Genomic DNA, 25994 nt, shown 5'->3' with positions numbered 1-25994 from the left:
AAATAGAAAAGAAGACAATTTTTTTGTTGTTTCTTTTCTATTTTTTGTTATCATTAAGAGTGAATCAAAACCAAGGAGTGTGTATTATGTCAAAAATTTTAGTTTTTGGACACCAAAATCCTGATACAGATGCTATCGGAGCAGCAATTAGTTTTGCTTACTTACAAAAAGAATTAGGAAAAGAGACAGAAGCTGTCGCTTTAGGAACACCAAGTGAAGAAACACAATATGCCTTAGATTACTTTAATATTGAAGCGCCACGTGTTGTCACTGAAGCAGCTAGCGAAACAAACCAAGTCATGTTAGTGGATCATAACGAATTCCAACAAAGCATTTCAGATATCGCTGAAGTAAACATTTTAGCAGTAGTGGATCATCACCGGATTGCCAACTTCGAAACAGCAGATCCATTGTATTATCGTGCAGAACCAGTAGGGTGTACCAGTACAATCATCTATAAAATGTTTAAAGAAAATAACGTGACAATTCCAGCTCAAATTGCTGGTATGATGGTCTCAGCGATTATTTCTGATACATTATTATTTAAATCACCAACTTGCACACAAGAAGACATCGATGCAGCGCACGCCCTAGCTGATATTGCTGAAATTAATTTAGAAGGCTATGGTCTTGACTTATTAAAAGCAGGAACAAATTTAAGCGATAAATCAGCTGAAGTTCTTTTAGATTTAGATGCTAAGAGCTTCCCAATGAACGGCAAAACAGTTCGTGTTGCCCAAGTAAATACCGTCGACTTAGCAGAAGTTTTAGATCGTCAAGCTGAATTAGAAGCAGCTATGGCCGCAGAAAATGCAGCCAATAATTATGACTTGTTTGTCTTAATTATTACGAATATCTTAGACAGTGATTCTGAATTATTAGCGATTGGTGCGGAACAAGCCAAAATTGAAGCAGCGTTCAATGTAACACTAGTTAACAATCGTGCGTTCTTACCAGGCGTTGTTTCTCGTAAAAAACAAGTAGTACCACAATTAACAGAAGTCTTTAACTAAAACCGTAAGCGCCTAAGCAACGCGATAAATTCCTTGTTGCTTAGGCGCTTCAATAGTAAAGGGGCGTTAACATGAATGATTTAGCAATTTACTATCATTCTCCGCAACAAACGAAACAATACAATCATTTGCTCAACCAATCACTTTTTTTCCCTCTTGTTACTTTTATGTATGAACATCGGGAAGAAAGAATCATTTTAAGACAATTAAAAGCGGCCTTTGCAACAGAAGCCAAGTTAGAACAATTTTTATCAGAAATGATTGATTGTCAGTTAATCATTCGGGAAAATCGTCAATATCGTTTGAATTTTCCTATTTATACGGCAGCTGAAGTTGCGAGTTTGACCATGGCTGAAGACGAACTTCCTAAGTTTAAAGGAACTGTAACAGAGCAATTATTTTGGCTAGCTGAATCTTTTTGGCCACAAGTGTTTCCAGAAGAGGAAGACTATTTTTTTGGCGTGAGCGGTGGCCCCTCATTTTATCAAAAACAAAGATTGGCCTCGGCACAACTATCTATAATTACGCTTGAAAAAGAGAAGACAGAGGTTCCAACAATGCCGCGTTATTTTGATTATTTGGGCAAAGAGGAAGCCTTGCCAGAAGCCTTCAGCGCTTTATATGACTTGCTAGGGGACGTAAATCCTGAATACTATCTTTCGCAAGCGAGAAGAGTCATTAAACAAGCTCTGCGAGGCCGCAAAGTCAGTACTGTGCCTAATATTTTTCAAGAAAGTTTGCACTTGACCCAAGTGATTACGATTGACCAGGACCACTTAAAACTCCTTTTACCAGTAGCAACGGAACAAGCCGAGCCTTTAGAAGCACAGTCAGATATTCTAGCATTTTATTATGAAAAAATTGCTAACCGATCGGCCATCGAACGCTTAGTTTTTATGCAACAATTGATTGAGCAACTAGGTACGAACTCTCTAAGTTATCTTAGAATAAATTAAAGTTACGATAATTTTATTATGTAAACTAAAAATCAATAACAAGAAATGACGCCGCTTCTTAGTGAGAAATGGCGTCATTTCTTTTGCGAACTTTTTTCGTCCAAAAACCACCGGAAATGAACTTAGGCTCATAGGAAATGATAAATGCTCTCGGCTCTAATTGATTGATTAATTTGTACAATGTACGTTCGTTTTTTCTTGGGGAAAGAATTTCTAAAACCATTCGTTCTCCTTCGCGTCCGTAGGCAACACTTTGTGTAACACCATAGCCGTGTTCACGAAGTGTTTCTGGTAAATGAAATTGTTCAGTAGTAGAAGGGAGGATAACCGATACCATAATATAACCCAAGGCCAAATAGTCTTCGATTTTAATTCCTACACTAATGCCAACAGCGTAACCAAGCGCATAAACAAGTAAATTTAAAGGATTGTCTAACCGATTCAGAACCATACTTAGCCCTAAGACATAAATTGTTATTTCAGCCATACTAACCAGCGGTGCAATAACCCGATAACCTTTCATCGTTAACATAAAACGAATAGTATTTAAGGTAATATACGCAAAATTAATGATAAAAATCATAGCTAACATTTTCAAATCAACGACCATAAAATAAGTACCTCTTTTCAAAATCTTTACATCCAGCCCTCATTATAGTACAGAAAAACTGAGAATCAAAGGCGAAACACTTATAGAAATGAATTCTTTTTTTGAATACTCGCTCATATTATTCGCCTAATTTAACTGTTATTTGATATAATCTTAGTATGAAGTAAGAAGGAGGTAAGCGATGAAAATTTTTGTTTGGATTTTGTTATTTTTATTAGTAATTAACGTTATTGCTGCCTTAATTACTGTTTTTAGAAAACCTCGTAGTATTTCCAGCGTTTTAGCATGGATGATGACGTTGATTTTCTTGCCTGGTATCGGCTTTATTATTTACTTATTCTGTGGACGAGGTATCGATGGACAAGAAGTTTTTAAATTGTCTGATGATGAAAAACAAATGGTTCAACGAATTAAAGAAAAAGTGGACGTTGATAACAAAAAAGCAGGGCGCGATAAACGTTATGATTTACTTTATGATGCGAAAGTTTTAAATCGTTATTTCCGGAATATGGACGCATCACCGTTGGCCAAAAGAAATAGTTTGCAATTATTCACAGATGGCCAAGAAAAATTCCAAGCATTATTTGAAGATATTCGTGCAGCGAAAGAAACCGTTCATGTGGAGTATTATGCGTTTTTTAATGACACAATTGGCAATCAATTTTTAGATGTATTAATCGAAAAGTTGCATGAAGGCGTGGAAGTTTACTTAATTTACGATCCTTGGGGTTCACCCGGCGCAAATAAAAAGTTTTTTGCTCGTTACGTTGACGCTGGAGGAAAAGTAGCTCCCTTTATTACTTCTCGCGATATGATCCGTAAAACACGTCTAAATTATCACTTGCATCGGAAAATTGTTGTCATCGATGGGAAAATTGGCTGGACCGGCGGGTTCAATGTTGGGGATCAATATTTGAATGTCACCGAAAAATTTGGTTACTGGCGAGATACCCATATTCGTTTGGTCGGGACGGCCGTATTTTCATTGCAAGAGATATTTATCATGGATTGGAATGCTTCAGTCAAATATCCTGAAGAACGTATGACGTATCATGAAAAATATTTTAAATTACCAGAAGATCATGAAGTGGAGCATTTGTCCTTACAAGTTGTTTCAGATGGTCCTGATTCAGAAGAAGAAATTTTGAAAAGCGGGTTTGTTCGGATGATTTTTTCTGCAGAAAAGAGTGTCTGGATTCAAACACCGTATTTAATCCCTGACGATAGTATGATTAATGCTTTGTTAGTGGCAGTTCGTTCAGGTGTCGACGTGCGAATTATGATTCCTTGTATGCCTGACCATCCCTTTATTTACCGCGCAACACAATATTACGCGAATTACTTACACAAACGCGGCATTAAAATTTATATTTATGATAGTGGGTTTATTCATGCAAAAACAATGGTGATTGATGATGAATTAGCTATGGTTGGGACAACAAACCAAGATATTCGCAGTTATTCATTGAATTTTGAGGTGAGTACGTTTATTTACAATCCCGACATTGCGTGGATGTTAGCGCAAGTCTTTGAAGAAGATATAGAAAAAAGTGTCTTATTAACCGACGAGATAATAAAAAAACAAGGGTACTGGCTACGCTTCAAGCAAAACTTTTCACGCTTGTTGTCACCAGTCTTGTAATCAAATAAATCAGCAGTGAATGTAGTAAACTACTATTTTCACTGCTGATTTTAGTAACAAAACACTGAGTTGGTCTACCTAATTCATTGATAATCCCTCTAAATAATGGTAAATTAAAAATAAATTCAATCAGCTATTCTATCGTGAGAAACATAGTTATTACGTAGATCAGATCAAAGGGACATTCACGACGAGCAAATATTGAGTGTGTTTGCTGAAACGTGCATGTGTGATTTGGTCTTTTTTATTGAGCTGTTATTTTATAGATAAGGAGTGGTCACCATGGACTACCAAGCAATAGCAAAAGAAATTTTGAAAGACGTAGGTGGCAAAGACAATATCGTGGATGTCACACATTGTTATACACGATTGCGTTTCGTATTGAAAGATACGAAACAAGCGAAGAAAGAAGCCTTACTACAAACAGAAGGTGTCATTTCTGTTGTTGAAAGCGGCGGGCAGTATCAAGTGGTTTTAGGCAATAAAGTCGCGCATGTCTATAATGCTCTAGAACCTTTGTTGGCTCAGCAACTTACGACCAAAACATCCACAAAAGAAAAAAATTCATTAGGTAATCGAATTTTAAATACTGTTGCCGCGATTTTCACACCTGTCGTACCAGCAATTGCCGCTTCAGGCATGTTAAAAGGAATTCTAGCCATCGCTGTGATGGTCGCAAACAATTTTTACCAGGTCGATTTAAAACCTTTGAATACGTATATTATTTTAAGCGCCGCTTCCGATGCACTTTTTTATTTTATGCCAGTTATTTTAGGTTATTCAGCTGCTAAGGTTTTCAAAACAAACGAATATATCGCCATGGTAATTGGTGCCACCTTATGTTATCCAACCATCGTTTCATTAATGACTGAAGAATCAGCGGTTACCTTGTTTGGATTACATGTGACCAAAGCCAATTATGTTTCCACAGTAATTCCTATTATTCTTGCAATTTTTATTTTAGCTTATGTGCAACGCTTTTTGGAAAAAGTCATTCCAGAAGTTCTAAAAATTATTATGGTTCCTACGCTGTCATTACTTTTAATGATTCCAGCCACTTTATTATTATTTGGACCGATAGGGATTTATTTAGGTGACGGCGTGAATTGGTTGTATTATTATATAATGAATTTGAGTCCCATCTTGTTAGGCGGTTTTATCGGGGGAATTTGGTGTGTCTTAGTCATTTTTGGGGCTCACCGTGGGCTTGTGCCAATTGGGATTAATGATGTCGCTCGAACAGGACGGCAAAATTTGCTAGCGTTTGCTGGTGCAGCGAACTTTTCTCAAGCGGGCGCCGCATTTGGCGTGTTTGTCCGCACAAAAAATAAAGGCTTGAAAGCCGTTGCTGCCTCTGCAACAGTGACTGCATTATTTGGTATCACAGAACCAGCCATTTATGGTGCAAACTTGCGGCTAAAAAAACCGATGATTTATGCGGTGGCTAGCGGAGCAGCAGGTGGGGCCCTAATGGGCTGGGGCGGCTCCTATGGGACAGCCTTCGCTAACCAAGGACTCTTGACCATCCCAGTTTACGCAGAAGCAGGAACCAAAGCCTTTATTTGTTATTTATTAGGTTGTGGTATTGCTTTTTTTGGTGCATTTCTATTAACGATTTTTCTAGGCTTTAATGATTTACCGCTTGACGAGTCACGTCAAGAACCAGTCCTAAAGACAGAGGCAACGACAGTCAAAGAAAAGCAACGGATTCAAGCACCTGTTCAAGGACAACTCGTATCTTTAGACCAAATCAACGATGAAGTCTTTGCTTCTCAACAAATGGGAAAAACACTAGCTATTTATCCGATAGAGGAACAAATTGTTTCTCCAGGAAATGGGCAGGTGACGGCTTTATATCCAACTCATCATGCAATTGGCTTAAAGTTAGACAATGGTGCTGAAATCCTCCTTCACATTGGAATCAATACAGTCGAATTAAAAGGGCGGGGATTTGAAACGTTCGTAAAAGTAGGAGAAAGGGTCAGACTAGGACAAAAACTGCTCTCTTTTGATAAACAAATCACCCAAGCTGCTGGTTATGATCCAACCGTCTTAGTCATCGTAACAAATACTGCGGAAATGGCTGTAATTGAGACAACCAAACAAACAGAGATTACACCACAAACAAATTTATTTTTCATGCAAGTAAAGGAGCAAAACTAATGGTTAAACAATTTAAGAACGATTTTTTATGGGGCGCTTCTTCATCCGCTTTTCAAATTGAGGGCGCTTGGAATGAGGACGGCAAAGGCCTAACAGTCGCTGATTACAATTCTTTTAAAAAGTCAGCTGTACAAGCAGATACGAAAGTCGCCAGCGATTTTTACCATCGTTTCAAAGAGGACATTGCGTTAATGAAAGAATTAGGCTTAAAAACCTATCGTTTTTCTCTTTCATGGGCACGAATCATTCCAACAGGTGATGGCGAAATCAATCAAGCCGGCATCGATTTTTATAATGCTGTCATTGATACACTTTTAGAAAACGATATTTTGCCGTTTGTCACACTTTATCATTTTGATTTACCTTTTGCGTTGGTGGAAAAATACAATGGTTGGGCGGATTGTCGCTGCGTTTCCGCATTTCAACGCTATGCGCAAGTCTGTTATCAAGCGTTTGGTGATCGAGTCAAAAATTGGCAAGTTACAAACGAACAAAACTTAATGATTCGTGTCGATGAACGAATGAATATGTACGACGTTGCACCAGAAAATGCTGAAAAAATTCGTGCACAAATGGATTACCATATGTTTGTTGCCCATGCGTTAGCGACGAATGATTGTCACCAATTGGTCGCTGGGGGAAAAGTCGGTCCCTCTGTTTCCTCAACGATGACTTATCCTAGTTCTAATAAGCCTGAAGATGTTTGGGCGGCTCGTATGAATGATAACTTTAAAACGAATTACGCTCTAGAAATGTATTGTTTTGGCGAATACCCAGGTTACTATCAAGAGTATTTGACCAAATGTGGCATTTATCCCGAAACACAGCCAGAAGATCAAGCAATTTTGAAAGCCGCTAAACCAGATTTTATCGCTCTTAATTATTATCGGACGTTAGTCGCTAGCTATTTACCGACAGATGAGCAACACCCATTGGGTACGAAAGAAAAGGACATTGATTTTGATCTATACGGTTATTTTAAAATCGAAAAAAATCAACATTTAAAAACCTCTAAGTATGGTGCCCAAATTGATCCAACTGGTCTACGTTTAGTTTTAAATGATTATTATCGTCAATACCGTTTGCCGTTAATCATTACAGAAAACGGCTTAGGCACACCAGATCACCTAACAGAGGACGGAAAAATTCATGATGACTATCGAATTGCGTATTTGCATGATCATATTGCTGCTTGTCATGCGGCTATTTCTGACGGTGTTGAGTTGTTTGGCTATTGCCCTTGGTCGGTCATGGATATTTTAAGTTCTCATCAAGGATTCAAAAAACGCTACGGTTTTATTTACGTCAATCGTGAAGACCATGAGTTAAAAGATTTACGACGTATTAAAAAAGATAGTTTTTATTGGTACCAATCAGTAATTAAAAATAATGGGTTACCAGAAGAATAGTGCCCAAAAAGGATCATCCATTGCATACGCGGGTGATCCTTTTGTTTTCAAGTTCTGTCATTCCGTGTTAGATTTAAGTTAATAAACCCATTAAAGGTGGTGAGAGAGATGAATAAGTACGATTTATGGAAATGGGCTGCCGGGAAACGAACCGAAAAAGATAAAAATGAAACCTATAGCGCCAAAAATTGGTGGTATGTTTTACTAATGCTCGGTGTATTTGTAGGGATTATGTTGTTGTATTATTTAATCTCTTTGCTTTGGAATTAAGGGAAAATGGGCAAATGAGGAATTAAGAATAAAAAAAGACACCTTTTCAGGTGTCTTTTTTAACAGGATTCAGACAATGATAGCTGAATCGGAATAGGATAATTTTCCTCGAGCGCAACATCAGGATCCTTCATTCTACTAAGCAGTAAGTCAATCATAACGTCACACATCTCGTCGATTGGCTGCACAATGGTTGATAGTTGTGGGGCAATTCTTTTGATTAATTTTGTCCCATCATAACCAATTACTTTTAATTCTTCAGGAATGGCTATCTTCAATTTTTGAGCAATATTCATAACTGTAATTGCTGTCAAATCATCGGTACAAAAGATGCCGTCTACAGTTTTATTTTGAAGCAAACGTTCGATTTCTAGATTTTTTAATGTTGTAGAGGTTCCATTATCAATTTGTAGAATCGTTTTTTCTGTGCCATATTTTTCCATCGTTTGTTTATAACCAGCCAATCGATAATCGCTAGGTGCACCTGTGTTATTAGCACCAGTAATAATTGCAATCTTTTGTGCACCACTTGCAAATAAGGCTTCAGTGGCTTTTTGGCCACCTTGAAAGTTTTGCGAAGAGACAATTGGAATGCCAGGTGCCAAGAAACGGTCAAAGGAAACAATAGGTAGTGAAACATTTTCATATTCGTTAATAGCTAAGTTATGGCTACCAGTGATTACACCGTCCACTTTATTTGCAGCGAGCATTCGTAAATAGGCGCGCTCTTTTTCTGGATCTTTTTCACTATCACATAAAATCACTTTATATCCTTGAACAAAAAGCTTTCTTTCCAGTGTTTCAATTAATTCACCAAAAAATGGATGACTAACAGAAGGGAAGACTAAACCAATCAGCTGCGTACTTTTTCCTTGGAGGCTTCTGGCTAATCCATTAGGTTGATAATTTAATTCTTCCATCGCTTGATGAACTTTATCAATTGTTTTTTGACTAAGATAACCATAATTATTAATCACGCGGCTCACCGTTGTCGGGCTCACCCCAGCAAGCTTTGCTACATCCGTTAATTTAACCACCATCAAAATTCACCATCATTCCTAATTATTCGTATTTTCCAGCTCATAAAAACAAGCTTTTGCCGTCTTGGATAGATGAAGATACTGTTGCGCTTTATCTGGAAAGAAGCGACCAGTCATCGTTTTTTCACCTTTATTTACATAGATTTCTGCAACAGAACAATCAACAAAAATAGTTAACTGAACTGACTTATTTTTCCTAATTTTAGTTTCACGAATTGTGCCATACTTTTCAGCAAAAGGTTGGCCAGCAAATGTTCGATCAAGGGTTATTTTACCATGAATCGTATCAATTGTAATTAAAAGTCCTTTTGAACCCGTTTCGTTCGCTAAAAGCCGAATAAAAGCAATCTCATTTTTGGGAATATCCACTTTTAATTCAAAAGAAGCAGTAGATAAAAAATGGCAGCCATTTGATAAAGTAGTGGCGGATTGACGAAGCATTTCTGTTTCAGAAACTGGATATTGAAATAGTTTCCCGTTGTGAATTGTGAGTTCTTTAACCAGACTTAAGCCATTTGCCCAACCCTCCACATCACTTGGGTAAGTGATTTCTGGCAACCCAATCCAACTGACCGCAAGTGCACGACCATCTGGCGCATTAAAGGCTTGAGTGGCGTAGACATCAAATCCTTCATCTAAATTTTCAAAAGGCCCAGCCTGAACTAAAGAAAGATTCTCCAAATCAAACGTTTCGGCCAATGTGTACATATTCGGATAGATATTCTGATAACTTTTTACAGATGGAGATAGACCTTGTGGGCAAAATAATAAGACAGGCTGGCCATCAATAAATACCAAATTAGGACATTCAACCATGTAGCCTAATTCTTGGTCGGTGAACGTCAATTCGCCAAGTTGATGAAAATTGTGTACGTTTCGATCTTTAGAAAAATAGACCACAATTTTTCCTTGTCCATTTAAATCACTAGCACCAATTAATAAAACAAGTCCTTCTTGATAAGGAAATACCATCGGATCACGAAAATGGGAAGAATAATTGGGGTCAATAGGTAGGAATGGTGTTGATTCCTTTGTGATCGCACCTAAAGAATTCAGCCATGCAATATTTTGATATGCAAATCGTTGCCAAGTTTGATCACGAACATTTCCTGTATAAAATAAACATAGTTGGTTATCTATTGGTAAAGCTGAGCCTGAATAGACGCCATGAGAATCATATTCAGAGTCGGGATAAAGGGCAATTCCTTCATAATCCCAGTGAATTAAGTCGGAGGAAGTTAAGTGGGCCCAACTTTTTAGTCCGTGAACACTCCCGAAAGGAAACGCTTGATAAAATAAATGCCACTGGTTATTGAAATACGAAAAACCGTTGGGATCATTTAGTAGTCCTGTCTGTGGTTGAATATGATACTTAAAACGCCAACTAGATTGCGCGATAATAGAAGTTAGATTTTCGAGGTGAGCAGATGTCCAAGAAGAATAAGGCGCATAACGTAATTCATCAGTCCATTGGTTCATGATGCTTGACATAAGTAATGTCTCCTTTATTAGAAAATAGTAGTTAGTCTAATAGTATAAACAAATCAGAAAAAAGTCAAACGTATAACATATATAAAACTATTTAAATCAAAAGAATATTATAATTTACATTTATTTATGATAAACGTTTGACATATTACGCAAAAACGAGTATCATACAAAATGTAAAAACGGTTACAGAAAAAAATTAACAGGACTAGTTTAAGAGTGAGGAGAACCAGAATGAACAGAAATTGGTGGCAAAAAGAAGTAGCCTATCAAATTTATCCACGTAGCTTTTCGGATAGTAATAATGACGGAATTGGTGATTTACAAGGCATTATTCAAAAACTGGATTACTTAGAAAATTTAGGAATTACGCTGATTTGGCTGAGTCCAATGTACCCTTCGCCAATGGCTGACAATGGATATGATATTTCAGACTATTATGGTATTTCTAGCGATTTTGGTACAATGGCAGACTTCGATGAACTCATTGAAGAAGCAAAAAAACGAAACATAAAAGTTATTTTAGATTTAGTGGTAAACCATACATCTGATGAACATGCTTGGTTTCAAGATGTTTTAAAAAATCCTCAAAGTCGTTTTCGAGACTTTTATATTATAAAAGAAGGACGAGAAGCACCTACAAATTGGCGGTCTAACTTCGGTGGTAGTGTTTGGGAAAAATTACCTGGGGAAGATGCCTACTACTTTCATGCCTTTCATAAAAAACAGCCGGATTTAAATTGGGAAAATCCTGAACTACGCAAAGAAATCTATCAAATGATTCGTTTTTGGTTAAACAAAGGAATTGCTGGTTTTCGTGTAGATGCGATTAATTTTATTAAGAAAGATTTGACTTGGACAAACTTACCTGCTGATGGGGCAGATCAATTAGCCAAAGTAACAAAAGCTAGTAGAAACATGCCAGGAATGAGTGACTTTCTGAACGAATTAAAAGAAAAAGCTTTTGCTGGTTTTGATATTGTCACAGTTGCTGAAGCGGCCGGCGTCAATTATCCAAATTTATCAGAATTTATTGGAGAAACAGGGTATTTCGACATGATTTTTGACTTCAAATGGGCTGATTTGGATGTAAAATCAGGAAGCGAATGGTTTTATAGAATCGATTGGTCTTGGAATGATTTACGTACATTAATTTTCAAACAGCAAGAAGCCATGCAAGAGGCTGGTTGGAGTGCAAATTTTATTGAAAATCATGATCAACCTCGAGCGACAACGAAATATTTAAAAGAACAGGCTCAACAGCCAAATGCGGTTAAAACATTCGGCGCCATGTATTTCTTTTTAAGGGGTACGCCTTTTATTTACCAAGGACAAGAATTAGGAATGACCAATTTTGAAAGGGGTTCGATTGATGAATTCGATGATATTTCTAGCATTGATCAATACTATCGAGCAATAAAAGAAGGATTTACACCCAAAGAAGCCTTGTCACTTGTCAATTTGCGTAGTCGAGACAATGCCCGCACGCCTTTTCCATGGAATGATTCTATGTATGGCGGTTTTTCAAGCGTCAAGCCTTGGTTAGGAATGGTGGATAATTATAAAGAAATCAATGCCGAAGCAGAAATAAAAAATAGTCAAAGTATTTTTCATTTCTATAAGCGGATGATTGCATTTCGTCAAAAGAGTCCCTATACAGACATCTTACTTTATGGAACATTTGAGGGACTATCAAATCTTCCAGATAATGTTATTGCTTATAAACGCAAATTAAATGAAAAAACGATTTACGCCTTTTTTAATTTTGGTGAGGCGGTTCCAATCCCTCATTATTTAGTTAATGGCACAGTTATTTTTGATACACAGTCTGAAGAACGAGAGCAATTAGTTCAGCAGGGAACATTATTAAAAAGCTATCAAGGACTATTGATTACTATAAATGAGTAGCTAGGAGGAGTATAACATGGCAGAAAATTATCAGCAGGCAGCCAAAGACATTATTCAATTAATCGGTATGGATAACATTATATCGGTCACCCATTGTCAAACGCGGTTACGTTTTATTTTGAAGGACCACGAACAAGTAGATGGTAAACAACTAGAAAAAATCGATTTAGTCAAGGGTGTTTTTTATAATGGTGGTCAATACCAAGTGATTTTAGGAACTGGTATTGTGACTAAAGTGTATGATGAAATAGAAAAACTTGGAATCAATGTTGTGTCAAAAGCAGAGCAAACAGCAATTTTAAAAAATAATGAAACGGGCATGCGCAAAACAATGCGCATTTTAAGTGAAATATTCATTCCAATTGTTCCAGTAATTGCAGCAACAGGATTGTTCCTAGGGTTAAAAGGTGTTATTTTTAACGATACTTTTTTACAATTATTCGGAGCAAGTGTAGCCAATATTCCTGAAAGCTTTCAACAAATTGTCTCTGTCATTACAGATACCGTCTTTGCCTTTTTGCCAGCTTTGATTGTTTGGTCTACCTTTAAAGCATTTAATGCGACGCCTGTAATCGGGATTGTTATTGGTTTAATGATGGTATCACCCATTTTACCAAACGCTTATGCAGTTGCAACACCAGATTCTGGCGTGAAAGCTATTATGGCTTTTGGTTTTATCCCAGTTGTCGGTGCACAAGGTTCCGTTTTAAGTGCAATTGCTGCTGGTATAATTGGCGCAAAGATTGAACTTTTTTTCCGAAAAAAGATGCCGAATATTCTTGATCAAATTTTTACACCTTTTATGACTATGTTAATTACTTTTTTAATCATGATTCTCGGAATTGGCCCAATTTTGCATACCGTTGAGTTAGGCATGGTAGATGTTGTCCAATGGTTGATTGGGTTGCCCTTAGGATTAGGTGGTTTCGTGATTGGTGCCTCATATCCTTTAATGGTTTTGATTGGTATTCATCATACACTAACTATGGTAGAAACATCATTATTAGCAAATACAGGATTTAATGCATTGATTACAATATGTGCCATGTATGGGTTTGCCAACATTGGCAGTTGTTTAGCTTTTGCGAAAAAAGCGCAAGATAGCAAAGTGAAGTCGACGGCCATCGGTTCTATGTTGTCTCAATTATTTGGAGTTAGTGAACCTGTGTTATTTGGATTACTTATTCGTTGGAACTTAAAACCGTTGCTATGTGTCTTGTTTACGTCAGGTTTAGGCGGAGCAATTTTAGCTATTTTTCATATTCAATCAAATTCTTATGGATTAGCCGTTATTCCTTCTTTCTTAATGTATATCTATAGTGCACATCAATTAGTGATCTATTTATTAGTCGCACTTTTATCTGTCGGTGTATGTTATGCATTAACCAGTCTATTTGCAATTCCACAAGAGGTTTTAATTTCAGATAAAGTAATCGAAGAGGAAGAACGCGAAGTCTTTGAAATGCAACATAACACCTTAGATGAACAACTTTTTTCTCCGGTAAATGGTTACGCCATGAATCTTACTGCTGTTAATGACCCAGTATTTTCAAGCGAGATGATGGGCAAAGGTTTAGCAATCATGCCAACAGCGAACAAGGTTTACGCGCCTGCAGATGGTTTATTAAACTTGGTTGCAGAAACTGGGCACGCTTATGGTATCCAAACGGACGCAGGAGCTGAAGTATTAATTCATATAGGAATTGATACCGTCACGTTGGGGCAGGAAGTCTTTCAGACACAAGTAACCCAAGGTCACCGTGTTAAAAAAGGAGATCTTTTAGGAACGTTCGATCGAAAAGCCATTAAAGAAGCTGGGCTTGACTCAACTGTCATGGTTATCATTACAAACACTTCAAGTTATTTAAGCGTAGAACCAATGATGTCAGATCATAATGAAATTACGCCGGAACAAATCATTTTAAATCTAAATACACCTAACTAAACAAAAGAACAGCAAGAAGTAGTTATCACTTCTTGCTGTTCTTTTTCTTAATAAAAAACCAATGATTTTCGGTTGTATTTGTCTATCCGTTTGTAGTATGATTGAGTCAGTTTTAAAGGAAACATGCCAAGTATGGAAGACCATACTTGACACGCATTGACTAATTAAACATGGGGAACGTTGCCATAAGTTGATGTTCCAGTAAATAATGCAAGTAAATCAAACATAGCATGTACCTCCTTTAAGTGATAATCAAAGTATAACATTTTTTAATGAATTTACATAATAATACAAGTGGAGGTCTGTTCGTGAAGGTAGCAGGAGACAAAATAAAACAAGCGAGAAAACTTAAAAAAATCACACAATCAGAGCTGGCTAACGGCATCTGTACGCAAGCAACAATTAGTAATATTGAAAACCGTAATCTATGTGACAGTTTAGATATTTTCTCATCTATTTGCCTCCGATTAGATTTAGAAGTAGAAGAATGCATGATGATTTCTGAAGAAAAGAAAATTGAAAATCTACTAAACAAAGTCGAGGATTTATCTTTACGGTTATTTCACTTAGAGGCCTACAATTTATTACAAGAAGTGCCTGAAGGTCTTATCTTATCTAATAATGAACTAACGACTAAATTGTTATATTATAAGGGAATTACTTGTTTATTAGGAAAAAAAGATAAAGCAGAGGCCTTGTTTTACCTATACCGGGGCGCGGAAATTGACCGTAAAGTCAATATTTACAACATTTTAAGCCTGAATGCGCTAGGTACGCTATACGAACTGGAAAAAGATATGAGAAAAGCGCAAGTGTATTACGAAAAATCATTACAAGAATTGGAACAAGTTAAATTAGAATGTTCCTTGGAGCGTTGTAGAATTTATTATAATTCTGCTAAATTCTACTCGGAAATGAAAGACTACCAAAAAAGTGTCATTTTAAGCGAAAAAGGGATTCAGATTTGTCGTGACAAACACTCCATTTATTTGCTAGATTATCTTTTATATGAAAAAGCCTTTAACAAACAAATGCTCGGGGAAGACACAGCCGATGACTATCGTCAAGCCTATTATTTTACACAATTTTTTGGCAATACAGAAGTCCTACAATATATTGAGAAAGATATGAAAGCTTTTAATATTTCCTATTAATTTAATCAAAAAGCCGATAAAAGCTGAAAACCCAGTTTTTATCGGCTTTTTGAAAAGTCTAGGCAAGTTGCTTTTAAAAATCAGCAGTCACGGTTACGATAAGCAAGACGAAGTATTTAGGAGGATTTAAAAATGAAAAGAGTGATGTGGTTTAGACGTGATTTACGATTACAGGATAATAAAGCATTAGCACACGCGTTACAAAATTCTGCAGCTGATGAATTAATTTTATTATTCCAAATGAATCCTCAACAATTTATTCAAGAAAGTGCTAATCATAACGCTTTTTTTGCAAGTTTAGCCTCGTTTAAAGAACGAATCGATCAAGAGGCACATTTACAAATCATGGTCGGCGAACCGTTAGATTTATTTTTACGTTTGAAACGCAAATTACCCGATTGGCAGGCAATTTATTTTAATGAAGATACTTGTGGCTTTGGGGCAAAGCGAGACCAGCAAGCTATGCGCTTTTTTGAAGAAAATAATATTCAGTCTTTCTCTTTTCAAGATGCCTATTTGCATGGCTCTGAAGAAATTAAGAAGAACGATGGCAGCAAGTACCAAGTGTTTACGCCCTATTACAATAAATGGAAAGAGGCGCCTAAAGAAACCCCGATTCCTGTTTCCTATACAGCTGAAAAAATTTTTAGTGCGTGTCTTTTTCCAGAAGAGGAAGCAGCATATGGGGAACAGATTGCGAGGATTCCTTTAACACACTATAGTGTCGGCGAAGAAACAGCCAGAAGGCGCTTAAATACTTTTATTGATCAAAAACTTCAATCCTATGAAAATAAGCGTGATTTTCCTTATCAGGATCAAACGAGTCATCTGTCTACTTTTTTAAGAACGGGAGAACTTTCGATTCGCACCATTTGGCAAGAGCTTGCATCTGTGCCTTCTAGCTTAAGTAAAGAAACCTTCAAAAAAGAATTAGCTTGGCGCGACTTTTACAATATGATCTATAGTGCGTTTCCACAACAAAAAGAGGAAGCTATTCAAGAAAAATTTCGTTATATTCAATGGATAAATGACCCAGAAATGTTTGTCAAGTGGCAAAAAGGGGAGACGGGGTACCCTATAATTGATGCCGCAATGCGACAACTGAATCAAACTGGTTGGATGCACAATCGCTTAAGAATGATTACTGCCTCTTTTTTAGTTAAAAATTTACACATCGATTGGCGTTGGGGTGAAAAATACTTTCAAAAAATGTTGATTGACTATGATGCTGCCAATAATATCGGTGGCTGGCAATGGGCTGCTTCAACAGGAACGGACGCTGTCCCGTATTTTCGGATTTTTAATCCAATTATCCAGTCAAAAAAATTTGATAATGACGGCCAGTTCATCAAAAAATATGTTCCAGAACTTAAGCAAGTGCCACAAAAGTATATTCATCAACCAAATCTAATGAACGAAGCCTTACAAACGCAATATCATGTACATTTAGGAGAAAATTATCCAAAACCCATTGTCGATTATGCATCAAGTAAAAAACAAACATTATTTCTATATGAAGCGAGCAAAGAAATTCATCAAGAAATGAACAATCCAACGTTTCAATAAACAGTAAACCCAACTAGCTTAGCAAACAATTTGTAAGGTTAGTTGGGTAAATTAATTAGTCGAAAGAGAGGTGCAATTTATCGGCTAAAGTTTTTTATTCTATTCTAGTTAACATAATATACATTATACAAAGTAGAGTAAAAAGCATTGAAAAGCAAACAAAACCAGTCTTTAATTTATCTAGACTGGTTTTGTCACGTACGTTATATAAATTATGCTTGTTGATTAATTGCTTGTGCGACACGTGCTCCATATTCTGGATTTACTCTAGTGAACAAATCAATTTGACGCGCGATGATTTCTTGATTTTTCACTTGACCTAAAGATGCCGCTATATTGTTAATTAAGTTTTCTTTTTCTTCGCTTGGCAGCAAATTATACAAAGCGTTTGCTTGTGTAAAGTGATCTTGATTATAGCTATAATTACCAACATTTCCTTCAACTTCAAAGGAACTAATTTTCGCCTTAGGATCTTCTTTTGGTGTTTCAGTATAACTATTTGGTTCGTAATTAATTTCGCTATTGCCATTGTTAAAACGCATATTGCCGTCTTTTTGGTAGTTATTTACAGGCGCTTTTGCTTGGTTGATCGGCAATTGGTGACTATTAGCGCCCACACGATGACGATGTGCATCCCCATAAGCGAACAAACGTCCTTGCAATAATTTATCTGGAGAAGCTTCAATACCAGGAACGAAATTCCCTGGTGAAAAGGTTACTTGTTCAACCTCTGCAAAATAATTCTCTGGATTTCTATTTAAAGTCATCGTGCCAACTTCAATCAGCGGATACTCTTTTTGAGAAACCGTTTTTGTTACATCAAAAAGAGTTTCTTTCATTGTTAACGCATCTGCATACGGGATAATTTGCACAGATAATGTCCAAGAAGGAAATTCTTGATTTTCAATTGCATTATGCAAATCTTCAATATGGAAATCGGGATTTTTCCCAGCAATTTCTTCTGCTAATTGACTTTCTAGATTTTTGATTCCTTGATTCGTCTTGAAGTGATATTTAACAAAAAATACTTCTCCAGCAGCATTGACCCATTTGAATGTATGGCTACCAAAACCATGCATATGACGGAACGACAACGGAATGCCACGATCACTCATTAAAATTGTTACTTGATGAAGGCTTTCAGGTGAATGAGACCAAAAATCCCAAACAGCTTCTGGACTTTTCAAATGCGTCCGTGGATTTCTTTTTTGGCTATGAATAAAATCTGGAAACTTAATTGCATCACGAATGAAAAAAATGGGCGTATTATTGCCAACTAAGTCGTAATTTCCTTCGTCTGTATAGAATTTAAGCGCAAAACCGCGAGGATCACGCAATGTATCTGATGAACCTAACTCTCCAGCTACAGTTGAAAAACGAGCGAATAAAGGTGTTTCTTTGCCAACTTCAGATAAAAAATCGGCTTTAGTATATTGTGCCATTGATTGGCTCACCTTGAAAATTCCATGAGCACCAGCACCTTTGGCATGAACAACCCGTTCTGGTACGCGCTCACGATTAAAATGAGCTAATTTTTCTAATAAATGAACGTCTTGGATTAGGACAGGACCAAATTCTCCTGCAGTTAGCGAATTTTGATTATCGCCAACTGGACTTCCTTGTGACGTAGTTAAATGTTGATTTTTCACCTAAAACACTCCTTCATCTAAAATTATACTCATTGTATAAAAAAACCACTCTGCATAACAAAAATAATGCTTAAAAACACTCGAAAACATTTGTTATTTAATAGAATGATTAAAAATAGCAGTAGAATTTAAATCAAAAACAAATGTATTAACTTTAAACTGTTTACACCACCAAAAATAACAACCAATAATTCAAAGAAAACTAAAATGCTGTTTTTTTATTCAAAAAAGACCTAGCATCCCAATCATGCTAGGTCTTTCGTTACTTTTTTGAGCGACCGTTTTTATTGGTCATTCAGCGTTATTGATTGATCGCAACAGTCGTGTCTTCAGTCGATAGACCTGTCATAGAGGTGCTATCGGAAAATATTTTTTCAACTTCTTGTTCTGATAAAATATTTTCTTTCTTAGGCATTGAAATCGTCGCTTTTTTGGCTTTTTGTGTAATGCTAATTTTACTAGATAATGATTCAAGTCCCATGTCAACGTTCTTGTCTTGCTGCGGTTTCACATTAATCAACATATTTGTTTTATTTTCTTTTGTATTAACAGAAACTTTGGCAGAAACATCTTTGATTTTTTCGAAAGGATCTTGTTCTTTACCTTTTTCAGATGTTTCTGTCGTAATTTTGATTAACTTTTGTAATTCTTTTTTTGTAAACGTATGGGTAATGGTATCCCCTTTTTTCTCGAACGTATCCTTGTCTAATCCTTCTAAAAACTCTTTGTATTCCTTAGCAGACTGTTTTCGTTCTTTTTCCGATTCTTGATACTCTTTGATTGTATCTTGCCATTCTTTCGTACTTTCCTCGTTCATGGCTAAAAGATCAATGTATTTTCCTTTTAGTTTTTCTGTATCTAACTGAGAACTGTCAATAGCACCGTCAGTCATTGAGTCTGCGACAGCGACAATATATTCCATCATATCTGTTGCTAAATAGAGTTTTGGCTCTTTGCCCTCGTTATCTAATGATCCAATCAATGAAATCGGTACATCCATGCCCATCGCTTTTAATTTCATCTCTAAGCTGAATGCTTTTTCTTTTTTTGCATCTACTTGAATCTTCCCAGAAAGCGATGCGTCTTTGATTTGCGTGATGAGCATCCCAATCATAGGATTCGTTTGTGCACCATCTTCTTGTGAAAATTTCATGTCACTAATTGACATAGAGAAATCCCAAACCCCAGATTCTTGTGCGTTTTGATTGCCAATCCCTTGAATGAACTCGTCTTTCGCACTTTTGCCACAGCCTGTCAGTAACAAAGCTGAACAGAAAACGCCTGCGATAATCCCCACTTTTCTTTTTAACACACTTTTTCCCCCTCATTATATAAAAAATTAATTCCCTTTTATTAAGAATAGCAAACATTGCTTATAAATAGCAATGTTTAATTTTAGATTTCCTCTCTTTTAATAAGTGGGATTGATTTAATCTTTTAGGTTTGAATCATTAAGCTGTATTATTTTTAAAATAAAATTGCTTTTCGCCAAAAAATACTGGGAAAAGTTCTGCTAAACTGCCAGCTAAAGGACCTTCTCGCAATTCTTTTTCAGTGACCCAAAACAAGGGTTGTTCCGTTTCTTCTGGTAGTTCATCCGCTGTTTCTGCAATGAATAATGTGGCTAATTCCCGCGCACCCGAACAATCATTCAGCCATTCTGCAACACCTACTAATTGTGGCTTTAGCACTAAGCCTGTTTCTTCAAGGAGTTCGCGAACCATGGCTGTTTCCATGCCCTCGTTTTTTTCAACATGCCCGCCAGGGAACGTCCAACCAGGCCAATCCTTTTTTTGTCGTTCTTGCACAAGGATTTCATTTTTCTGATTTCTAATCATACATAATGTTGTTAATTCCACTTCAAAATTCCGTTTCATTTGGCACCTCATCATTTTTTCCTTTGTTAAGGTTACGATACAGAAAAACAGAGAAAGATTCAACTAAGAATTTTCTCTGTTTTATCATCTAGCTCTTTAATAAGTCGTATTGCGATTGATATAAATGATGATATAACGCATGTTTTGCCATTAGTTGATCATGAGATCCTTCTTCCACAATACGACCACCATCAATATAGAAAATTTTATCGCTATTTTTGATGGTAGAAAGCCGATGAGCAATAATAAACGATGTCCGTCCTTTCAGAAGTTGTTGTAGTCCTTCTTGTAACAACTCTTCTGTTTTTGTATCAATACTGGAGGTAGCTTCGTCTAAAATTAAAATTTTGGGATCTGCCAGTAAAGCACGAGCAAATGAAATTAATTGGCGTTGTCCTGCCGAGAGAGTACTCCCCCGCTCTTCCACAACTGTTTCATAGCCATCTTTTAAATCTTTGATAAAGTCGTGCGCACGAACAATTTTTGCGGCTTGGATAACTTCTTCCTCTGTGGCTGCTAAATTTCCGTACCGAATGTTTTCAATAATTGTTCCTGAAAAAATAAACGTATCTTGAAGCATTACCCCCATTTGTTTTCTTAACGAACGGAGTGTCACATCGCGAACATCATAACCATCAATTTTAACAGCCCCTTCATTCACATCATAAAAACGACTTAACAAATTGATGATTGTTGTTTTACCCGCACCTGTTGGCCCAACCAAGGCGATTGTTTGTCCTGGCTCAATATGAAAACTAACATCGGTCAAAATATTTTTTCCTTCTTCATAACGGAAATAAACATGCTGAAAGTCGACGGTTCCTTTAATTGGCGGCAACGCAATAGCGTGCGGCGCATCTTGAATTTCTGGAACAACATCCATCGTTTCAAAAATCCTTTCCAAATAGGCAGTTGCAGTAATCAGAGAATTGTAGAAGTTACCAATATTGATGACTGGATTCCAAAAGTTATTGATATAACCGATAAAAGCAATTAGCGTCCCAGTAGTAACGGACACACCTAATTGACGGATTCCTACGAAATAGATAAAACAAGTCGTAATGACGGATATATTTTGCACTGCTGGCCATAATAAATACTGGACACGCACAGCTTTCATAAAGGATTGACGATATTCTTCGCTTACCTCGTTAAAAATTTGGAAATTTTCATCTTCTCGTGCAAAAGATTGTGTAATTTTAATTCCTGAAATACTTTCATGAATATAGGCATTTAAGTTTGATTGTTTATTGCTAAGCTCTTGGTAAGCTTTCCGTTGTTTCCCTTGAATAAATAGAACCATCACGAACAACACAGGCAATAGCAGTAAACTGTATAAGGTTAATTTCACATCAATAAATAACATGAAAATTAAGGTAATAATCACATTAAATAAATCAGAAATTAAATTGATCAATCCATTACTTAATAAATCACTTAACGTATTGATGTAATTGACCACCCGAATTAAGATTTTTCCATGCGGCCGACTGTCGAAGTAAGAAAATGGTAATTTTTGTAGATGCTCAAAAATTGAAAAACGCATATCTTTTAAAATATCTTGTCCAATTTCTGTGATGGCATATATTCGATAACGCATACACCAACCAATAATCACCAAGGAAAATAGGAAAATAGCCCCTAGTATCAAGAGTAACGAGAGATTCTTTTGTGGAATTACTTGGTCAATCGCAATTTTAGTAAAGTAAGGGCCTAACATACTTGCCAGATTAGCTAATATGATGACAAATAATGTTTTAAAAACAGCTTTTTTGTAAGGCTTAATATAGGCGCCTAATCGTTTATAATGAGACCAATTAAATTCTTTTTCTAAAGTCTCATCTACATCAAACGTATTTCTAGCCACGCGACTCACCTTCCTTTGTCAGACCTAATTGTTTTTGATATACGTCAAAATATTTGCCTTTTTGTTCGACTAATTCGCTATGCGTACCGCTTTCCACCACACGGCCTTTTTCCATCATCAAAATTAAATTGGCCTCTCTCACAGAAGAAATTCGGTGGGCAATAATAAATGTCGTTTTCTTTTCCGTCAAACGACCTAGTTCTTTTTGAATTTTTGATTCTGTTTCCATATCAACAGCGGAAGTTGTGTCATCTAAAATTAAAATAGCTGGATCTTTGGTTAAAGCACGGGCTAGTGAAATCCGCTGTTTTTGGCCACCAGATAGGCCAACGCCGCGTTCACCAACAATTGTTGCATAACCTTCGGGCATTCTGGAAATAAAGCTATGGGCATCAGCAATTTCAGCCATCATTTGCACTTGTTCCAAGTTAGCCAGTGTATTACCAAAAGCAATGTTATCTTCTATCGTATTGGAAAAAAGAAAGACATCTTGCATAACCATGGAGATATTTTCTCGCAATTTACGAACAGAATAGCTTTTAGCATCTTTTCCATCAATATAAACAGTGCCTTTTGTTGGATCATAGAACCGAGCGATTAAGTTAACTAAAGTGGTTTTGCCTGAACCAGTTTCCCCTAAAATACCAATTGTTTCACCAGGTTTTGCTGAAAATGAAACATCCGATAAAATGGGGGTTTCTGGATCATCTGAAAAATGAAAGGACACGTGATCAAACGTCACATAGCCTTGGATCGGTTCTGCTTCTTTTTCCCGAGCAATGGGAATCTTCGGTTTCGTTGCTAATAACTGACGAATTTTAATGGACGATGCCGTAAAGCGTTGCACATCATTGATCAACCAGCCACTCATTCGCATCGGCATGTTCAACATCCAGAGAAAGCCGTTAAAGGCCACTAAATCACCAATTGTCATCCGACCTTGAATCACAAAGAGGCCACCAAGAACTAAGGCAATAACATTTAAACTACCTGCAAAACCGTCTAACCACGGTAAATATTTTTTTGAGACATCTGCAGAAGCCATATTCCATTTTTTATAGTCTTCATTGTGCTTGTTAAACTTTTCAATTTCATAAGGTTCTTGAGAAAAAGCTTTAACCACCCGATTTCCACCAATATTTTCTTCGACCATTGAATTTAACCGAGAAAAACTTTCCCGAATCTCAAAAAATACCGGATGCGATTCCTTCGACATTTTTTGTGTTAACAGAAAAATCAAAGGTGTAATTAAAATTAATGCCAGCATCAATTGCCAATTGATCGTCCCCATCACAATCACGGCTGCGATGAACCATAAAATACATTCTAAGAGGTTATAAGTGACCCAAGAAACGAAATGGCGGATAGCGTCTGTATCCCCTGTCATTCGCGCCATAATGTCGCCAACACGTGTATGATTAAAGAAATCAAAATCTAATTCTTGAAGTTTGATATACATATCTTTTCTTAAGTCAAATAACGCAGATTGTCCGACCGATTCAAACAAGACTTGATAACTATAACGAACAACTGTCCGAATAACGGTCACCCCAATCATAATCCCAAGAATTGGGACAAGCTCTTCAGTTTTCCCCTGATTGATTACTTGGTCTACAATTCTGCCAGATAACAATGGAATAATAACAATTAAAATAGCGTTAATAACGACAAAAATAACAGCTAGCAGTAACTTATTCTTATTTTTTTTAGCATATTGCCAAATCCATTCAAAACTATTCATTTTCTCCCCTACTCTCTCTTGTTTTTATGGACGTGTATAAGATTACTGTTTTTTTATAGGAAAAGAAATGGGCATTCTTGTATATTTTGATGTACAATATAGTATAGAAAGCGGATACAAGTAGGAGTGATTTTTTATGAACTACACAAATAGTCGAACGTTTAATCCTGAAATTTTATATGCCTTTGATCCTTGGAACGAAGAGACCCACCCTTATAATTGTCATCATCATGAATTTCTGGAAATATCTATTCTTTTAGAAGGTGAATCTGAATATATTGTTCAAGGGCAACAGTACCATGCCACTGCTGGTACAGTGTTTCTTTTTAATCCGCGAACGGAACATGGTGAGCAACAAAAAGCAGGAACTTACTCACATCAACTACACATTGGCATTTCAAATCTCTATTTAGAAGGCTTAGCGCGAAACGTATTTCCAAATAAATCAGCTTTATTAGATTTAAGTCATTTACATGGTGCTTTTTTAGAAAAAGCTTGGCAAATTGTTCATGAATTAAACCATCAAGAAGTTGAATCAGCGTTACAAATTAAAGCTTTAGTTATTGAACTATTGGTCTATATTTTAAGAAGCTTAGCAGTTGATCAAGAAAATAAAATTGAAACTCGGCTATCGAAAACGGAAAAAAGAAAACGAAATTTAGTCAATCATACGATTTATTATCTGGAAACGCACCATGACGAAGAAATTACTTTGGAACAGTTAGCTGAAATGCTATATGTGACCCCGACTTATTTGTCGAAAACCTTTAAAGCGGCCACAGGCGTTGGGCCAATCAATTATTTAATTCAAATCCGCTTAAACCATGCGAAAGAATTGCTGAAAAATGATTCCCTAAGTGTCAAAGAAGTGGCAAAAACGGTTGGTTACGAAGATGCCTATCATTTCAGTAAATTATTCAAAAAATATTATGGAAAATCCCCTTCACAATTTTAAGATAAAAAAACAAGGAATCGTCGGCTTCATTGCGTCCGTTTCCTTGTTTTTGCTTTACGTTGACTCTTTTAACTGTTTCGTCATTGTATAATCGGTATGGCGTTCATTTCCCATATAAAAATCATGTTCATCTGTTTTGACGAAGCCTAACGATTGATAAAATTTTTGCGCTGGATGATTATGTTCCCAAACACCTAACCAAACCGTCTCTTTTTCTGCTTCTTCTGCTAATTCAATTGCTTTCGTAATCAAATGTTTGCCTAAGCCTAAACGCTTAAAAGATTTACGAATATAAATGCGCTCAACTTGTAACGCTTGTGGATGTTGATAGGTAATCTGAGCATCACCGTGATTTAATTTCACATAACCTGCAAGTTCATTATTATAAAAAGCAAAGAAATATTGCGAATCTTTATGTAAGATTTCGCTTTCTAAAACTGCTGGACTAAATTTCCTCTCATAATGTGCCTGTAAATCCTCTTCGTTTTCGCCATCTCCATAAGTATCTGCAAAAGTCTCTTGGCAAATGGCCTCTAATTCTGGTACGTCTGCGACGGTACACTCTCTAATAAATACTGACATACTAAAACTCCTTTGTAGATTAAATCAACTGTTTAATTAAAATTAAACAAGGATTCCAAGCGTCCCATAATGTCGGAAAAACCTCAAGGCGCTTAAAACCCAATGATTCGTAAAAACGAATAGTATGATATTAACCTGTCTAGCGAATGACGTCAATCT

General features: G+C 36.5%; 20 protein-coding genes and 1 pseudogene. 11 read left to right on the top strand and 10 right to left on the bottom strand.

The window, feature by feature from the left end:
• The first annotated feature begins 86 nt into the window (after nt 1-86).
• Together IGL23_RS06755 and IGL23_RS06750 are read left to right on the top strand one after the other, a co-directional pair.
• Complete coding sequence (locus IGL23_RS06755) at nt 87-1013, top strand: manganese-dependent inorganic pyrophosphatase (RefSeq protein WP_002360265.1); 927 nt, start codon at nt 87-89, stop codon at nt 1011-1013.
• A gap of 71 nt (nt 1014-1084) precedes the next feature.
• Complete coding sequence (locus IGL23_RS06750; protein WP_002396319.1) at nt 1085-1969, top strand: DUF1803 domain-containing protein; 885 nt, start codon at nt 1085-1087, stop codon at nt 1967-1969.
• Between the two features lie 58 nt (nt 1970-2027).
• Here IGL23_RS06750 and IGL23_RS06745 read toward each other — a convergent pair whose 3' ends face one another.
• Nucleotides 2028-2579 carry a DUF2179 domain-containing protein gene (locus IGL23_RS06745; RefSeq protein ID WP_002361848.1) on the bottom strand — a complete coding sequence of 184 codons (552 nt, stop codon included), beginning with the start codon at nt 2577-2579 and terminating at the stop codon, nt 2028-2030.
• A 181-nt stretch (nt 2580-2760) separates the two neighbouring features.
• Between IGL23_RS06745 and cls the strand changes: the two genes are divergently transcribed.
• The 4 genes from cls (at nt 2761) to IGL23_RS06725 (ending at nt 8063) form a co-directional block, all read left to right on the top strand.
• Nucleotides 2761-4221 (top strand): cardiolipin synthase, encoded by a 1461-nt coding sequence (gene cls, locus IGL23_RS06740; RefSeq protein WP_002371124.1) that lies wholly within the window; start codon nt 2761-2763, stop codon nt 4219-4221.
• A gap of 282 nt (nt 4222-4503) precedes the next feature.
• The gene (locus tag IGL23_RS06735; RefSeq protein ID WP_033594731.1) at nt 4504-6384 is read left to right on the top strand and encodes a beta-glucoside-specific PTS transporter subunit IIABC; all 1881 of its coding nucleotides are present in this window, start codon (nt 4504-4506) and stop codon (nt 6382-6384) included.
• Complete coding sequence (locus tag IGL23_RS06730) at nt 6384-7793, top strand: glycoside hydrolase family 1 protein (protein WP_033594729.1); 1410 nt, start codon at nt 6384-6386, stop codon at nt 7791-7793. Before IGL23_RS06735 ends, IGL23_RS06730 begins: the two co-directional genes overlap by 1 nt.
• A 108-nt stretch (nt 7794-7901) precedes the next feature.
• Nucleotides 7902-8063 carry a hypothetical protein gene (locus IGL23_RS06725; protein WP_033594727.1) on the top strand — a complete coding sequence of 54 codons (162 nt, stop codon included), beginning with the start codon at nt 7902-7904 and terminating at the stop codon, nt 8061-8063.
• A 59-nt stretch (nt 8064-8122) separates the two neighbouring features.
• Here the strand turns inward: IGL23_RS06725 and IGL23_RS06720 are convergent, their stop codons facing one another.
• Both IGL23_RS06720 and IGL23_RS06715 read right to left on the bottom strand, forming a co-directional pair.
• A complete protein-coding gene (locus IGL23_RS06720; RefSeq protein WP_033594725.1) occupies nt 8123-9103 on the bottom strand; it encodes a LacI family DNA-binding transcriptional regulator in 981 nt (326 codons plus the stop codon).
• A gap of 18 nt (nt 9104-9121) precedes the next feature.
• A complete protein-coding gene (locus IGL23_RS06715; RefSeq protein ID WP_033594827.1) occupies nt 9122-10582 on the bottom strand; it encodes a sucrose-6-phosphate hydrolase in 1461 nt (486 codons plus the stop codon).
• Nucleotides 10583-10825: 243 nt separating this feature from the next.
• Here IGL23_RS06715 and IGL23_RS06710 point away from each other — a divergent pair, with 243 nt between their 5' ends.
• The 4 genes from IGL23_RS06710 to IGL23_RS06695 all read left to right on the top strand — a co-directional run bounded on the left by IGL23_RS06710 (nt 10826) and on the right by IGL23_RS06695 (nt 17164).
• Nucleotides 10826-12499: a glycoside hydrolase family 13 protein gene (locus tag IGL23_RS06710; protein ID WP_002404311.1), complete on the top strand. Its 1674-nt coding sequence runs from the start codon at nt 10826-10828 to the stop codon at nt 12497-12499.
• A 16-nt stretch (nt 12500-12515) separates the two neighbouring features.
• Nucleotides 12516-14444: a sucrose-specific PTS transporter subunit IIBC gene (locus tag IGL23_RS06705; protein ID WP_033594723.1), complete on the top strand. Its 1929-nt coding sequence runs from the start codon at nt 12516-12518 to the stop codon at nt 14442-14444.
• 272 nt (nt 14445-14716) lie between these two features.
• Entirely contained in the window at nt 14717-15598 is an 882-nt protein-coding gene (locus tag IGL23_RS06700; protein ID WP_430619688.1) for a helix-turn-helix domain-containing protein, read from the top strand.
• A gap of 132 nt (nt 15599-15730) precedes the next feature.
• Nucleotides 15731-17164, top strand: a complete 1434-nt coding sequence (locus IGL23_RS06695; RefSeq protein ID WP_033594722.1) for a cryptochrome/photolyase family protein — start codon at nt 15731-15733, stop codon at nt 17162-17164.
• Between the two features lie 212 nt (nt 17165-17376).
• Here IGL23_RS06695 and IGL23_RS06690 read toward each other — a convergent pair whose 3' ends face one another.
• The 5 genes from IGL23_RS06690 to IGL23_RS06670 all read right to left on the bottom strand — a co-directional run bounded on the left by IGL23_RS06690 (nt 17377) and on the right by IGL23_RS06670 (nt 24298).
• Nucleotides 17377-18813 carry a catalase gene (locus IGL23_RS06690; RefSeq protein WP_002357549.1) on the bottom strand — a complete coding sequence of 479 codons (1437 nt, stop codon included), beginning with the start codon at nt 18811-18813 and terminating at the stop codon, nt 17377-17379.
• A 301-nt stretch (nt 18814-19114) separates the two neighbouring features.
• Nucleotides 19115-20125, bottom strand: coding sequence for a hypothetical protein (locus IGL23_RS06685; RefSeq protein ID WP_033594721.1), 1011 nt, complete (start codon nt 20123-20125; stop codon nt 19115-19117).
• A 139-nt stretch (nt 20126-20264) separates the two neighbouring features.
• A complete protein-coding gene (locus tag IGL23_RS06680; protein WP_002394459.1) occupies nt 20265-20690 on the bottom strand; it encodes an 8-oxo-dGTP diphosphatase in 426 nt (141 codons plus the stop codon).
• 88 nt (nt 20691-20778) lie between these two features.
• The gene (locus IGL23_RS06675; RefSeq protein ID WP_002378276.1) at nt 20779-22557 is read right to left on the bottom strand and encodes an ABC transporter ATP-binding protein; all 1779 of its coding nucleotides are present in this window, start codon (nt 22555-22557) and stop codon (nt 20779-20781) included.
• The gene (locus IGL23_RS06670) at nt 22550-24298 is read right to left on the bottom strand and encodes an ABC transporter ATP-binding protein (protein ID WP_002369380.1); all 1749 of its coding nucleotides are present in this window, start codon (nt 24296-24298) and stop codon (nt 22550-22552) included. The genes IGL23_RS06675 and IGL23_RS06670 overlap by 8 nt, the downstream gene beginning before the upstream one ends.
• A 136-nt stretch (nt 24299-24434) precedes the next feature.
• On the opposite strand from IGL23_RS06670, the gene IGL23_RS06665 reads away from it, so the two are divergent.
• Complete coding sequence (locus IGL23_RS06665) at nt 24435-25253, top strand: helix-turn-helix transcriptional regulator (RefSeq protein ID WP_002357554.1); 819 nt, start codon at nt 24435-24437, stop codon at nt 25251-25253.
• A 54-nt stretch (nt 25254-25307) separates the two neighbouring features.
• On the opposite strand, the gene IGL23_RS06660 is transcribed toward IGL23_RS06665, so the two are convergent.
• Both IGL23_RS06660 and IGL23_RS06655 read right to left on the bottom strand, forming a co-directional pair.
• The gene (locus IGL23_RS06660) at nt 25308-25835 is read right to left on the bottom strand and encodes a GNAT family N-acetyltransferase (protein ID WP_002357555.1); all 528 of its coding nucleotides are present in this window, start codon (nt 25833-25835) and stop codon (nt 25308-25310) included.
• A gap of 19 nt (nt 25836-25854) precedes the next feature.
• Nucleotides 25855-25959 (bottom strand): annotated as a pseudogene (locus IGL23_RS06655) (GNAT family N-acetyltransferase); the annotation flags it as partial.
• Between the last annotated feature and the right edge of the window lie 35 nt (nt 25960-25994).

It is taken from the genome of Enterococcus sp. MSG3299, assembly GCF_050555765.1.
Lineage (GTDB): Bacteria > Bacillota > Bacilli > Lactobacillales > Enterococcaceae > Enterococcus > Enterococcus faecalis.
The sequence above is the reverse complement of the archived record's forward strand: the minus strand, read 5'-3'. Positions and strand labels throughout refer to the sequence as shown.

Excerpts from the sequence above, each read along its gene's own strand:
- IGL23_RS06755 (WP_002360265.1), top strand. The coding sequence starts at position 87 with ATGTCAAAAATTTTAGTTTTTGGACACCAAAATCCTGATACAGATGCT.
- IGL23_RS06750 (WP_002396319.1), top strand. The coding sequence starts at position 1,085 with ATGAATGATTTAGCAATTTACTATCATTCTCCGCAACAAACGAAACAA.
- IGL23_RS06745 (WP_002361848.1), bottom strand. The coding sequence starts at position 2,579 with ATGGTCGTTGATTTGAAAATGTTAGCTATGATTTTTATCATTAATTTT.
- cls (WP_002371124.1), top strand. The coding sequence starts at position 2,761 with ATGAAAATTTTTGTTTGGATTTTGTTATTTTTATTAGTAATTAACGTT.
- IGL23_RS06735 (WP_033594731.1), top strand. The coding sequence starts at position 4,504 with ATGGACTACCAAGCAATAGCAAAAGAAATTTTGAAAGACGTAGGTGGC.
- IGL23_RS06730 (WP_033594729.1), top strand. The coding sequence starts at position 6,384 with ATGGTTAAACAATTTAAGAACGATTTTTTATGGGGCGCTTCTTCATCC.
- IGL23_RS06725 (WP_033594727.1), top strand. The coding sequence starts at position 7,902 with ATGAATAAGTACGATTTATGGAAATGGGCTGCCGGGAAACGAACCGAA.
- IGL23_RS06720 (WP_033594725.1), bottom strand. The coding sequence starts at position 9,103 with ATGGTGGTTAAATTAACGGATGTAGCAAAGCTTGCTGGGGTGAGCCCG.
- IGL23_RS06715 (WP_033594827.1), bottom strand. The coding sequence starts at position 10,582 with ATGAACCAATGGACTGATGAATTACGTTATGCGCCTTATTCTTCTTGG.
- IGL23_RS06710 (WP_002404311.1), top strand. The coding sequence starts at position 10,826 with ATGAACAGAAATTGGTGGCAAAAAGAAGTAGCCTATCAAATTTATCCA.
- IGL23_RS06705 (WP_033594723.1), top strand. The coding sequence starts at position 12,516 with ATGGCAGAAAATTATCAGCAGGCAGCCAAAGACATTATTCAATTAATC.
- IGL23_RS06700 (WP_430619688.1), top strand. The coding sequence starts at position 14,717 with ATGAATTTACATAATAATACAAGTGGAGGTCTGTTCGTGAAGGTAGCA.
- IGL23_RS06695 (WP_033594722.1), top strand. The coding sequence starts at position 15,731 with ATGAAAAGAGTGATGTGGTTTAGACGTGATTTACGATTACAGGATAAT.
- IGL23_RS06680 (WP_002394459.1), bottom strand. The coding sequence starts at position 20,690 with ATGAAACGGAATTTTGAAGTGGAATTAACAACATTATGTATGATTAGA.
- IGL23_RS06670 (WP_002369380.1), bottom strand. The coding sequence starts at position 24,298 with ATGAATAGTTTTGAATGGATTTGGCAATATGCTAAAAAAAATAAGAAT.
- IGL23_RS06665 (WP_002357554.1), top strand. The coding sequence starts at position 24,435 with ATGAACTACACAAATAGTCGAACGTTTAATCCTGAAATTTTATATGCC.
- IGL23_RS06660 (WP_002357555.1), bottom strand. The coding sequence starts at position 25,835 with ATGTCAGTATTTATTAGAGAGTGTACCGTCGCAGACGTACCAGAATTA.